Origin of the sequence: Paraburkholderia adhaesiva, from assembly GCF_021390575.1 — a bacterium.
Lineage (GTDB): Bacteria > Pseudomonadota > Gammaproteobacteria > Burkholderiales > Burkholderiaceae > Paraburkholderia > Paraburkholderia adhaesiva.
Window position 1 is genome coordinate 2,689,939 of record NZ_JAJEJQ010000001.1, and the last position, 11,776, is coordinate 2,701,714.

10 protein-coding genes are annotated in these 11,776 nt (G+C 64.4%); 2 read left to right on the plus strand and 8 right to left on the minus strand.

Features of this window, described 5'->3' with window-relative positions; translation table 11 throughout:
* Positions 1-147: 147 nt before the first annotated feature.
* The 8 genes from L0U80_RS12225 to recA all read right to left on the minus strand — a co-directional run bounded on the left by L0U80_RS12225 (position 148) and on the right by recA (position 9,085).
* Positions 148-1,941, minus strand: coding sequence for a PglL family O-oligosaccharyltransferase (locus L0U80_RS12225; RefSeq protein WP_233864430.1), 1,794 nt, complete (start codon positions 1,939-1,941; stop codon positions 148-150).
* 212 nt (positions 1,942-2,153) lie between these two features.
* A complete protein-coding gene (locus L0U80_RS12230; protein WP_308444855.1) occupies positions 2,154-2,798 on the minus strand; it encodes a pilin in 645 nt (214 codons plus the stop codon).
* A gap of 160 nt (positions 2,799-2,958) precedes the next feature.
* Positions 2,959-3,666, minus strand: a complete 708-nt coding sequence (locus L0U80_RS12235; RefSeq protein ID WP_233864431.1) for a TerC family protein — start codon at positions 3,664-3,666, stop codon at positions 2,959-2,961.
* Positions 3,667-3,949: 283 nt separating this feature from the next.
* The gene (sucD, locus tag L0U80_RS12240; RefSeq protein WP_233864443.1) at positions 3,950-4,831 is read right to left on the minus strand and encodes a succinate--CoA ligase subunit alpha; all 882 of its coding nucleotides are present in this window, start codon (positions 4,829-4,831) and stop codon (positions 3,950-3,952) included.
* 131 nt (positions 4,832-4,962) lie between these two features.
* A complete protein-coding gene (sucC, locus tag L0U80_RS12245; RefSeq protein ID WP_233864445.1) occupies positions 4,963-6,129 on the minus strand; it encodes an ADP-forming succinate--CoA ligase subunit beta in 1,167 nt (388 codons plus the stop codon).
* Positions 6,130-6,187: 58 nt separating this feature from the next.
* Positions 6,188-6,883 carry a DUF2889 domain-containing protein gene (locus L0U80_RS12250; RefSeq protein ID WP_233864447.1) on the minus strand — a complete coding sequence of 232 codons (696 nt, stop codon included), beginning with the start codon at positions 6,881-6,883 and terminating at the stop codon, positions 6,188-6,190.
* 107 nt (positions 6,884-6,990) lie between these two features.
* A complete protein-coding gene (gene recX, locus L0U80_RS31665; protein WP_233864451.1) occupies positions 6,991-7,998 on the minus strand; it encodes a recombination regulator RecX in 1,008 nt (335 codons plus the stop codon).
* 7 nt (positions 7,999-8,005) lie between these two features.
* Positions 8,006-9,085: a recombinase RecA gene (gene recA, locus L0U80_RS12260; RefSeq protein ID WP_233864453.1), complete on the minus strand. Its 1,080-nt coding sequence runs from the start codon at positions 9,083-9,085 to the stop codon at positions 8,006-8,008.
* A 266-nt stretch (positions 9,086-9,351) separates the two neighbouring features.
* Between recA and L0U80_RS12265 the strand changes: the two genes are divergently transcribed.
* Positions 9,352-10,116, plus strand: coding sequence for a response regulator transcription factor (locus L0U80_RS12265; protein WP_233864455.1), 765 nt, complete (start codon positions 9,352-9,354; stop codon positions 10,114-10,116).
* A gap of 12 nt (positions 10,117-10,128) precedes the next feature.
* On the plus strand, positions 10,129-11,739 hold the full coding sequence (locus L0U80_RS12270) for a sensor histidine kinase (protein WP_233864457.1): 1,611 nt from the start codon (positions 10,129-10,131) through the stop codon (positions 11,737-11,739).
* Positions 11,740-11,776: the final 37 nt, after the last annotated feature.

An 11,776-nucleotide genomic window follows, 5' to 3' on the forward strand; every position in this document is an offset into this window, starting at 1 on the left:
TCGCTGCGCGCTCGCGCAGCGGTGCATCCGTTCGCGCGGGTGACCTGCTTGATGATCGGGCGCACAGGCCCGCCATCATCGTCCCGGGGCGCGACGCGGCGCCTCGCTCGCGCCGCATGCCTCGGTTGTATCGCGCCGTTGCATCAATCAACTAGCAGAATCGTCGTCATCGTCTTCGATCTGCTTCGGCGGCACGCCGTACTTCTTCACCAGCGCCGCCCTGAACTCCTTGAGCGTCGGCTGGCCTTCGCTCAGACCGTAAATCGCCGCGAGTTGCGTCGGCCAGTCGTGCAGTTCCGTCGCGAAGATCTTGAGCCGCTGAACCGTATCGAGCGCACCCGCCATGTCGCCACTCAGCGCCTGCAGGACCGCATAACGCCGCAACACCGTCTCGCCCGGCAGCAGCGCAATCGCGCGCTCATGCGCCGCGAGCTTTGTCGAGAGATTCGCAGCATCGATCGGCATCAGCGTCGCCATGCCGTAGTCGCCCCACGCCTTGAACAGGAACGTCGGTGCCGCGGGGTACTCCTGTGCGGGATGTTCGCCGTAGTAGAGCACCTCGGCGCGGTTGTAGTCGCGCACCATCGGATAAAGCGAAGCAATCCCGCCCGCCACGATAAGCGTGAACACGCCGAGCGACACGCGCGACGGCACGAAGCGCAGCGGCCGCGTTTCAAGCAGTCCGAATACGAACATCGCAGGTAGCAGGAAGAACATGTACTGCTGCGGATATTCGACGAGCGCGTGCATGACGAGCACACCGATCAGCATGAAGCCGAACACGCGCTCGGGCGTATGCGGCACGCGCAATGCGCGCACGAACCACGCGACGAGGCCGAGCAGCGCGATACCGAGGCCTGCCACGCCGGTCTTGGCGAGCAGGTCGATGAAAATGTTGTGCGCGTTGTTCGCGATCTCGACGCCGCCGAGCGAGCGCACGAGCGCGTACTGGTGAATCGGGAAGTCGCCCCAGCCGACGCCGAGGAGCGGACTCGACTTGAACATCGTCCATCCGTAGCGCCAGAGTGCGAGGCGCGGCGCAATCTGTCCCGCGTCCTTGAAGCGGTCGGCAGCGGACACGTCGAGTTGCAGCTGATAGCGCACGTTGGCCCAGCGCACGAACGCATTCACGCCGATAAAGATCAGCAGCAGCACGACCGGCAGCAACCAGTTGCGCAGGCCCCCCTTCCGGACCGCCCGCACGCCGTCACGGGGCACACCCGCAAGCGCGATCCAGAAACCGGCGACGACAATTACCGCCATCTGCAGCCACGGCCCGCGCGACACGGTAAGCGCCAGGCCGCCCGCATAGATTACCGAAAGCACGGCCCAGAGCACGACGTGCAGTCTGCGGGTCTGCACGAGAAAGAGCGCCGCCGCCATCGCGAACGCAATATACGTTGCGAGGTGGTTGGCCTGCGCCATGTTGCCGAACGGACGACGATCGACCGTGATGTTGTACGCGACGACGAACGGCGTGAACTTCGCTTCGAGGTGGAACAACTGCACGATCTGCGTGAACACGGCGAACAGCCCACCGATCAGCAGTGCGGTGGCGGCCCAGACCATCGCGGTCTGTACCTGCCGCACGCGCGCGATGCCGTAACCCGCGTGGGTCGCCATGAACCCGGCGAGCAGATAACCGGCGCCCAGCCAGTTCATCGATGGCAGCGCAACGGGCAGCACGATGGTCTGGACGATCAGCAGCAGGCCGAACGCCAGCGGCACGAGCGCGACCGACGGCGAAGCAAACTCGACCATCGGCCGCGCCTCGTGCGCGAGCAGGACAACCGCGGCGCCAGCCAGCAACCAGAGCGTCAGCGATACGAATTCTGAATAGAAGGTCGGTATCGGGTAGGTGTGGAAGACGGTGGCATACGGTAACGTGAACGCTACAGCCAGCAAGAAGAACGTAAGAAAACGCGAAAAATTGGAAGACATGGGTAAGCGGGGGCGTCGGCAACCGGCGCACTATACAAAACTTTTCCCGCTCTGTGCGGACCGAGACTATCTCGGAAACGTAGAAGCGCGTTCCCGCGCCCTCATTGATTCAATCGTGCGCGGCCGTAGCCGGCAGCGCACGATTCGTTGCGCGCGCGCCTAACCGCACGCCCCTGACTGTCGCGTCACCTTCATCGCCGCGTCAGCGCTCATCAACTGCGGCACTCGGGCGGCGCGAGATTCGACGGCAGCGTCGCGGCCTCCACCGGCGTCGGTCCAGCGCCCGGTTCGCCCAGCGACGACGCGGTCTTGCCGACCGAGAAACACTCCCACGTAATGGTGCCGCCCTGCACACTGTCCTTCGTAAGCGCGACGCGGGCCGTGGGCTCGTCGGCGTTGTCCGGTACCGATGGGACGAGCACGAGCGTATTGCTTCCCGCAGGCGCGACCCGAGCGGTGAACGCAACGGTGATCTGTCCCGTCGCGTCGTCAATTTGCACCGATTGGACGTTACGCGTGGTCGGTGGCGCGGAGTAGCCGCCTGAAAACGCGTTGCCGCTCGCGGCGTTTTCCGCGACCGCAAGCCGTGCCGACGACGCGAGCGACAGCCCCTCGCCGACGCGGCTGCGCGCAAGATAGTCCTGATAGGCAGGTATGGCATAGGCGGCGATCACGCCGACGATGGCGAGAACGATCATCAGCTCGATCAGCGTGAAGCCGCTTGCGGCGACACGGTGCGCAGATCGCGCGAGCCGGGCCAGCCGTGCAAACGCGGCGGATATAAGCGACGAGTTCAGCCAATCCCGGCGCGGCGCAACACCGGGCGGGCTCGCAGAAAATACAGAGACGATCATCATCAGGGCTCCTGAAACAAGAAACGCCTGCTCACGGAAAGTGAGCAGGCGTCTTGATCGTATCGGCGGGGCCCACGGCGGGGCAGTCGGCCGAACGGCATAGGAGCCGCGAAGTTCGGAAAGCGGCGCGTTCAGCGCCGCTTCAACGCAAATTCATCTCGAATCAGCCGGCCGCGGCGCGCCGTGCGTTGCGGCGCTTCAGTGCGTGGCCGAGCGCCACGACAAACACCGCGCCCGCCACGCACATGCCGTACTCCGCGACCGGCGTATCGAGCAACGGCCAGCGATCGCCCGCCGGATCGTTAATGATGAGACCGCCCGCGATCCAGCCAAGCAGCCCAGCGCCCAGCGTGACGATGATCGGGTAACGGTCGAGCAGCCGCAGCACGATCTGGCTACCCCACACGATCAACGGAATGCTCACCATCAGGCCAAAGATCACGAGCGCGATGCGGTGCGACGGGTCAGCGGCTTCGGCGGCGCCTGCAATCGCCACGACATTGTCGAGACTCATCACCGCATCCGCGATGATGATCGTCTTGATCGCGCCGAGCAATTTCTCGGCGGGTTTCACGTCGGCATGCTCGAGATGCACCGGCGCGAGCAGCCGCACACCGATCCACAACAGCAGCAGGCCGCCCGCGAACTTCACGAAAGGCACGTTCAGCAACACGACAGCGAACGCGATCAGCACGACACGCAGTGCGATCGCCCCAGCCGTTCCCCACAGAATCCCGCGCAAACGCTGCTGTGACGGCAAATCGCGGCACGCCAGCGCAATCACGACGGCATTGTCGCCGCCGAGCAGGATGTCGATGACGATGATCTGAAAAACTGCGCCCCAATGGAGCGACGTGAAAAACTCGAGCATGAGCGCGGCGGCAGGGGCAAGGGGCGGTGAAGGTCAGCGCGAAAGCGCGGCAAGGCACACCAGAACACGACAACCCGCACGGCCAATAGCTCTGCATGGGGCCTGAGTAAGAGCTTTGCATGGGACCGGAGTAAGCGCTGAAGCGCTAACTCCTGCCGACAAAAAAAGCGAGGAGGCCATGACTGGCGTCCTCGCTTCTTGTGCGGGAACCTCGTGTAAGGCTTCCGCAAGCATACCAAAATCGCCGGCGTCCCGCGCAAGCGGGAGCCGGCAATCGGCAGTATTACAGCACCGCCTTCAACAGACGGCCCATTTCCGACGGGTTACGCGTCACCTTGATGCCGCAGCCGTCCATGATTTCCAGCTTCGCGTCGGCCGTATCCGCACCGCCCGAGATCAGCGCGCCGGCGTGGCCCATGCGCTTGCCCGGAGGCGCCGTGACGCCCGCGATGAAGCCGACGACCGGCTTCTTCATGTTGTCCTTGATCCAGTAAGCGGCGTTCGCTTCGTCCGGACCGCCGATCTCACCGATCATGATCACGGCGTCCGTATCCGGATCGTCGTTGAACATCTGCATGACGTCGATGTGCTTCAGACCGTTGATCGGGTCGCCGCCGATACCGACTGCCGACGACTGGCCGAGGCCGAGCGCGGTCAGCTGCGCAACAGCTTCATACGTCAGCGTGCCCGAACGCGACACGACGCCGATGCGGCCCTTGCGGTGGATGTGACCCGGCATGATGCCGATCTTCAGCTCGTCCGGCGTGATCGTGCCGGGGCAGTTCGGGCCGAGGAGCAGCGTCTTGCGGCCTTCACGGCGCATGCGGTCCTTCACTTCGATCATGTCGCGGACGGGGATGCCTTCCGTGATACAGATCGCGAGATCGAGATCGGCCTCGACGGCTTCCCAGATCGCAGCAGCAGCGCCTGCGGGCGGCACGTAGATCACCGACACGGTCGCGCCGGTCGCGTCCTTCGCTTCACGCACGTTCGCGTAGATGGGAATGCCCTCGAAGTCCTCGCCGGCCTTCTTCGGGTTCACGCCCGCGACGAATGCTTCGCGGCCGTTGGCGTATTCACGGCAGGCGCGCGTGTGGAACTGACCGGTCTTGCCGGTGATGCCCTGCGTGATGACCTTGGTGTCTTTGTTGATCAGAATCGACATGTATTGACCTCTTTTTGCCTGATGCTGCGCGTCGCGTCGGCCGCGTGAGTCCTGCTAACCTCGTTGCCGACATCACGCTGCTACTCGCGTCGCCTTCGCGCCGCCGCCGCACCATGCGTATCCGGTGAGAATTACTTGCCTTCGGCAGCCGCGACAACCTTCTGCGCAGCTTCTTCCATGCTGTCCGCCGAGATGATCGGCAGGCCCGAGTCGGCCAGCATCTTCTTGCCGAGGTCCTCGTTCGTGCCCTTCATGCGCACGACGAGCGGCACATTCAGGTTCACGGCCTTCGAACCAGCGATCACGCCTTCTGCGATCACGTCGCAGCGCATGATGCCGCCGAAGATGTTCACGAGGATCGCCTTCAGGCCCGGGTTCTTCAGCATCAGCTTGAACGCTTCCGTGACCTTCTCGGTCGTGGCGCCGCCGCCGACGTCGAGGAAGTTCGCCGGCTCGCCGCCGAACAGCTTGATGGTGTCCATCGTCGCCATTGCGAGGCCTGCGCCGTTCACGAGACAGCCGATGTTGCCGTCGAGCGAGATGTACGCGAGGTCGAACTTCGACGCTTCGATTTCAGCCGGATCTTCTTCATCCAGGTCGCGGTAAGCGACGATTTCCGGATGACGCGACAGCGCGTTCGAGTCGAAGTTGAACTTCGCGTCGAGCGCCGTGACCGTGCCATTGCTCGACACGTTCAGCGGGTTGATTTCGGCCAGCGATGCGTCGGTTTCCCAGAATGCCTTGTACAGGCCTTGCAGGATTGCGCGCGCTTGCGGAATCGAAGCAGCCGGCACGCCGATCTTCGCGGCGAGGTCGTCGGCCTGGGCGTCGGTCAGACCCGTCGACGGCTCGACGATGACCTTGTGGATCGCTTCGGGCGTCTTCGCGGCGACTTCTTCGATGTCCATGCCGCCTTCGCTCGATCCCATCAGGACGATCTTCTGCGTAACGCGGTCAACAACGAGGCTGACGTACAGTTCCTTGTTGATGTCAGCGCCTTCTTCGATCAGCAGGCGCTTGACCTTCTGGCCTTCCGGACCGGTCTGGTGCGTAACGAGCTGCATGCCGAGGATCTGGTTCGCGTATTCGCGAACTTGATCCAGCGACTTTGCAACCTTCACGCCGCCGCCCTTACCGCGGCCACCTGCGTGGATCTGAGCCTTGACGACCCAAACCGGGCCACCGAGCTCTTGAGCGGCCTTGACCGCGTCATCCACCGAAAACGCCGGAATGCCGCGCGGTACCGCGACACCGAATTTCCGCAGGATTTCCTTACCCTGGTACTCGTGAATCTTCATGCGTGATTCCCTTCAGTCGGAGAGTTGGATTGGACTTCTTGTTTTGTTAGCTGTGTTGTTATTCATGCGTGACGACGTCGACTCTGCCCTCTTGGCCCGTGTCAACGCCATCTCGCACGCCGGCCGCTTGCGCACCGCGCTCCATCGAGCGCGGCTCGCGACCGTACCAGCGTGGATAGAACTGCTTGACCGCCTCGCCGTCGAACCGCAGCGCATGGCAGCGGCCCAGCTGGAAGGGCGGTTCTTCGCCGTCGGCCTCAGGGCCGCCGGCGGTCTTGCCTGTTTCCGGTCCAAACGCATCGCCTGACGGCCCGCCCTCGATATCCCAGACCGCTCCGGCGAACGCCTGCACCGCGACGGTCGGCAGTATGCCCAGCATCTCGGTGAGATGCGTGCAGCCTGCCGTGCCGCCGAGACGGCGGCCCGCTTCGCGGCGGAAATTCTGGAGGAGATTGAGCCCAATGAGGGCCCGATAGGCGGGATTGGCACTCTGGCACGAACCGACGTAGGGCACCCAGTCGGACGACGCTTCGGCGTCGACGACGTTGAACCTGCGATCGAATGTGATGCGGAGCCAGAGTTCATGGATCGGCAGACCGTTTGGCCGCACGCCCGTGGCGAGCGACACGTCGCGCGGCTTGTGGTCCGTCAGGCACGCGTCGATGTCCCACAGGCCGTCTTCGCGCTCATAGGCTTCCGCCCGGATTGCACGCTGATGGCGCAACTGGCGTGATACGGGCGGGGAAAGCGGCATGCTAAGGCTAAGACCGGATTGGAAAACCGTTCAATTTTAGCATAGCGGATATTTCGGACTCTTCCGAACACGCAGGCACCGCGCGGAATTTGGGGACGTCGGCGGACCTAGTTTTCCGCCCAGTCGTCGTCGACGCCCTTGAGAATCTTGCCGATGATGGTCATCGAAAACCCGCGCGCGGCGAGAAAGCGGGCCTGACGCGCGCGTTCGGCCGGCGACGTGGGCAACTCGCCGTATTTTTTCCGCCAGACGGCGCGCGCGCGGGCAAGCTCGGTTTCGCGCAACTGCGCGTTGACCTCCTCGATGAGGGTGTCACCTACCGCGTGGCGCTTGAGTTCACTGACGATGCGGGTCGTACCGAGGCGCGCGGCACGGCGGTGGATCACGCTTTCGGCAAAGCGCGCGTCGGAGAGCCAGCCGTCGCGGACCAGCGCGTCGAGGAGGGCTTCGAGTGCGTCAGCGTCGTCGGTGAACGGTATCAGCTTGCGCGAAAGCTCCGCGCGGCTGTACTCGCGGCGCGAAAGGTAGGCAAGCGCGCGGCCCTTGAGCGAACGAGCGGGACGCTGCGATTCGGCGGCGGCAGTGGAACGCGCGCCTTCATCACGAAGCTCTGAACTGCGCTGGAAGCGGTCGGCGGATTCGCTTGTCGCGGGAACGCCGCGATTGGTGCGATCGGCACGATTGGCTCGATCGGTCCGGATTCCGGAACTGCGCTCGAAATGATCGTGGGCGCCGCGCTCGGTGCGCTCACCCGCGGAGCGAATGGCGCCAGGCGTGGAAGTGCGCTCGAAGCGGCCTGCGCGCTGGGCATCGGCGTTCGGCGTAGCGACGCCCGGCGCATCGGCGGAGGATTCGAACTCCCCGAACGAGGACTCGAATTCGTCGAACTGCTCGAAGGGTTCGAGCGGCCCTCCTTGAGGTGGACCAGGATCCCTGACACCCGAATCATGTTCGCGGTCATCGCGAGGATCGGAAGCATCGCGCCCCGAATGATCAAGGCCGCGATCGCCCTCGCGGACGTCGCGGCCGACCTGGTCACTTCGCGAACCTTCACGCGGGCGGCCCGTATTGTGCGGTGCCGTCGGCGCCGATGCGGACCTGCCCTTGCGAATCACGAGTGGATTACTCCTCTTCGTCCGCGATTTCCACTTCGCCGGAGTCGTTGGCATTCGCCGGCATCGCGCTCACGCCGAGCGATTCACGAATGCGGTTCTCGATCTCGCGTGCGATTTCCGGATTCTCGCGCAGGAATTCGCGCGCGTTGTCCTTGCCCTGACCGATGCGTTCGCTGTTATAGCTGTACCAGGCGCCGGCCTTGTCGACGATCTTGGCCTGCACGCCGAGGTCGATGATTTCGCCCTGACGCGAAATGCCCTCGCCGTACAGGATGTCGAACACGGCTTCACGAAACGGTGGCGCAACCTTGTTCTTCACGACCTTCACGCGCGTTTCGCTGCCGATCACTTCATCGTTCTTCTTGATCGAGCCGATACGGCGGATATCGAGACGTACCGAAGCGTAGAACTTCAGTGCGTTACCACCCGTGGTGGTTTCCGGGTTACCGAACATCACACCGATCTTCATGCGGATCTGGTTGATGAAGATAACCATGCAGTTCGTTTTCTTGATCGTGCCGGTGAGCTTGCGCAGCGCCTGCGACATCAGACGCGCCTGCAGACCCGGCAGCGAATCGCCCATTTCACCTTCGATTTCGGCCTTCGGCACGAGCGCCGCGACCGAGTCGATCACGATCATGTCGATCGAGCCCGAGCGCACCAGCGCGTCGGCGATTTCGAGCGCCTGTTCGCCCGTGTCTGGCTGCGAGATCAGCAGTTCGGGCACGTTCACGCCGAGCTTCGACGCGTATTGAACGTCGAGCGCGTGTTCTGCGTCGATGAACGCCGCCGTGCCGCCGATCTTCTGCATTTCGGCGATCACCTGCAGCGTGAGCGTGGTCTTGCCCGACGATTCCGGACCGTAGATTTCGACCACGCGGCCGCGCGGCAGACCGCCCACACCCAGTGCGACGTCGAGACCGAGCGAACCGGTGGAGACCACCTGGATGTCCTCGACCGCGTCACCGTCGCCGAGCCGCATGATCGACCCCTTGCCGAACTGCTTTTCGATCTGCGCGAGCGCAGCGGCAAGCGCCTTGCTCTTTTCCGCAGTCAGCCCAGCCGAGCCTTTCTTGCTATCTTCCATGAATCGTCCTTTGCTATGATGAACGGCGTCTCGTGACGGCGCGCGAGGTTGTTCGGCGAGTTTGTTCAACGAGTTGATCAAGCTAATACCGGAGTTCATGCGCGCGAACGCAGACACTGTATAAAAAAACAGTGGTTTTAGCAAGCCCCTCGGCTCACCAAAACCGCGAATTTTCGGGAGGCCACCCTGCGCCGCACGAGCCCAGGGCGGGTTTGGGGCTTCGGGCCTGGAGCCTGGAAACGCGGCATGTACGCACCGCACGCACCATGCGAATTCTCATTGCCGAAGATGACAGCATACTCGCGGACGGTCTCATCCGATCACTCCGCCAATCGGGCTATGCCGTTGATCACGTGAAGAGCGGCATCGACGCCGATACGGCGCTGTCGATGCAGACTTTCGACCTGCTGATCCTCGACCTGGGCCTGCCGAAAATGACGGGCCTCGAAGTGCTGCGCCGCCTGCGCGCGCGCAACTCCAATCTGCCGGTGCTGATCCTCACCGCCGCCGATAGCGTCGACGAGCGCGTGAAAGGCCTCGACCTCGGCGCGGACGACTACATGGCCAAGCCCTTCGCGCTCAACGAACTCGAAGCGCGCGTGCGCGCGCTCACGCGGCGCGGCGCGGGCGGCGGGCCGACCATGGTGCGCCATGGCGCGCTCTCGTTCGACCAGGTGGGGCGCGTGGCGAAGATCAACGACCACGTGCTCGATCTCTCGGCGCGCGAACTGGGCCTGCTCGAAGTGCTGCTGCAGCGTCTGGGACGCCTTGTCTCGAAGGAACAACTCGTCGATCACCTGTGCGAATGGGGCGAAGAGGTCAGCAACAACGCGATCGAGGTCTACGTCCACCGGCTGCGCAAGAAACTCGAAGCGGGCGGCGTGCGGATCGTGACCGTGCGCGGGCTCGGCTATTGCCTCGAAAAGGAGTCGGGGCCGGGCGCGAACACGGCGACTTCGTCCGTAACTACGGCAGAGAGCGCCGCCGACGCACCGCCCGCCATGCCGGCCAGTGACGATTACAACAAATAGCCAGGTCTGAAAATGCGCGAGCCCGCTCCCGCCGCGCGCGCAGCAAAGCCGCCCGCCTCCGCGCCCGACACGCTCGACGACGCAGCGCGCGACGCCCGCTACGCGAACCCGTTCGCCCCGCCCGACGAAACCGAGGCCGCCATGGAGGCGCGCCCGCGCTCGCTGTTCGGCGAGATTCTCGACTGGATGCTCGCGCCGCTCCTGCTGCTCTGGCCGATGAGCATCGCGGTGACGTACCTCGTCGCGAAGTCGATTGCCAACGGGCCATTCGATCGCGCGCTCGAAACCGACGCCTATGTGCTCGCGCGCCAGATCCATCCGGTGAACGGCGTGGCGGAACTGTCACTGCCCGGCTCCGCGCGCGACTTCCTGCGCGCCGACAACGTCGACAACGTGTTCTACCAGGTGCTCGGCAGCCGCGGCGAACTGCTCGGCGGCGATCGCGACATGCCGCTGCCGCATGAGGACGACCGTCCGCCCGCCGGCATCGTCGAGTTCCGCGACGACACGCTGCGCGGCATCGACATCCGCGTGGCTTATACGACCGTCGCGCCCGCCGACCTGCCGCAGACGGCCGGCGGGCAACCTGTGCTCGTCCAGGTGGCCGAGACGCTCGACAAACGCCGCCAGCTCGCCAACGACATCATCAAGGGCGTGATCCTGCCGCAGTTCGTGATCCTGCCGCTCGCGATCGTGCTCGTCTGGTTCGGACTCTCGCGCGGACTCGCACCGCTGCACGCGCTGCAGTGGAACCTCCGCATGCGGCGCCCGGATGACCTTTCGCCGCTCGAAGCCCGGCGCGCGCCGACCGAAATCGAGCCGCTCGTCACGTCGTTCAACGACCTGCTGACGCGTCTCGAACAGAACATGGAACTGCAGAAGCGCTTCATCGCCGACGCGGCGCACCAGATGAAGACCCCGCTCGCCGGACTTCGAACCCAGGCCGAACTCGCGATGCGCCAGGACGTGTCGCCCGAAGTGCAGCGCTCACTCGAACAGATCGCGACGAGTTCCGAACACGCGGCGCGGCTCGTCACGCAACTGCTCGCGCTCGCGCGTGCCGAAAACCGCATGTCGGGGCAGATTTTCACGCCGGTCGATGTCGGCGACGTCGCGCGCCACGCAGTGCGCGACTGGGTTCAGCCGGCGCTCGCGAAGCAGATGGACCTCGGCTATGAAGGACCGCCACCGCATGACGGTGATGGCGACGGTGACGGCGGTGACGACGGACACGCCGCACGTCTCGAAGTCGACGGCAATCCGGTGATGCTGCGCGAGATGCTCTCGAACCTGATCGACAACGCGATCCGCTATACCCCGGCCGGCGGGCGGATCACGGTGCGCGTGCGGCCGGAGCCGGCGGCAGGCGTCGTGCATCTGGAGGTCGAGGATACGGGAATGGGCATTCCGGCCGCCGAGCGCGGCCGCGTGATCGAACGCTTTTATCGCATTCTCGGACGCGAAGGCGACGGCAGCGGACTCGGCCTTGCGATCGTCCGCGAGATCGCGACGATGCATGGCGGCACGCTCGCTATCGAGGACAACGTCTATCAACAGTCGCCGCGGCTTGCGGGGACACTCGTACGCGTGACGCTGCGGCTGCGCGCCGCAGTGCACACATAACGGCAAACACGCGGCCCGAAGCTGACTTCGGCGCGTA

Excerpts from the sequence above, each read along its gene's own strand:
- recA (WP_233864453.1), bottom strand. The coding sequence starts at position 9,085 with ATGGAAGATAGCAAGAAAGGCTCGGCTGGGCTGACTGCGGAAAAGAGC.
- L0U80_RS12235 (WP_233864431.1), bottom strand. The coding sequence starts at position 3,666 with ATGCTCGAGTTTTTCACGTCGCTCCATTGGGGCGCAGTTTTTCAGATC.
- L0U80_RS12230 (WP_308444855.1), bottom strand. The coding sequence starts at position 2,798 with ATGATGATCGTCTCTGTATTTTCTGCGAGCCCGCCCGGTGTTGCGCCG.
- L0U80_RS12250 (WP_233864447.1), bottom strand. The coding sequence starts at position 6,883 with ATGCCGCTTTCCCCGCCCGTATCACGCCAGTTGCGCCATCAGCGTGCA.
- sucD (WP_233864443.1), bottom strand. The coding sequence starts at position 4,831 with ATGTCGATTCTGATCAACAAAGACACCAAGGTCATCACGCAGGGCATC.
- L0U80_RS12265 (WP_233864455.1), top strand. The coding sequence starts at position 9,352 with ATGCGAATTCTCATTGCCGAAGATGACAGCATACTCGCGGACGGTCTC.
- L0U80_RS12270 (WP_233864457.1), top strand. The coding sequence starts at position 10,129 with ATGCGCGAGCCCGCTCCCGCCGCGCGCGCAGCAAAGCCGCCCGCCTCC.
- L0U80_RS12225 (WP_233864430.1), bottom strand. The coding sequence starts at position 1,941 with ATGTCTTCCAATTTTTCGCGTTTTCTTACGTTCTTCTTGCTGGCTGTA.
- sucC (WP_233864445.1), bottom strand. The coding sequence starts at position 6,129 with ATGAAGATTCACGAGTACCAGGGTAAGGAAATCCTGCGGAAATTCGGT.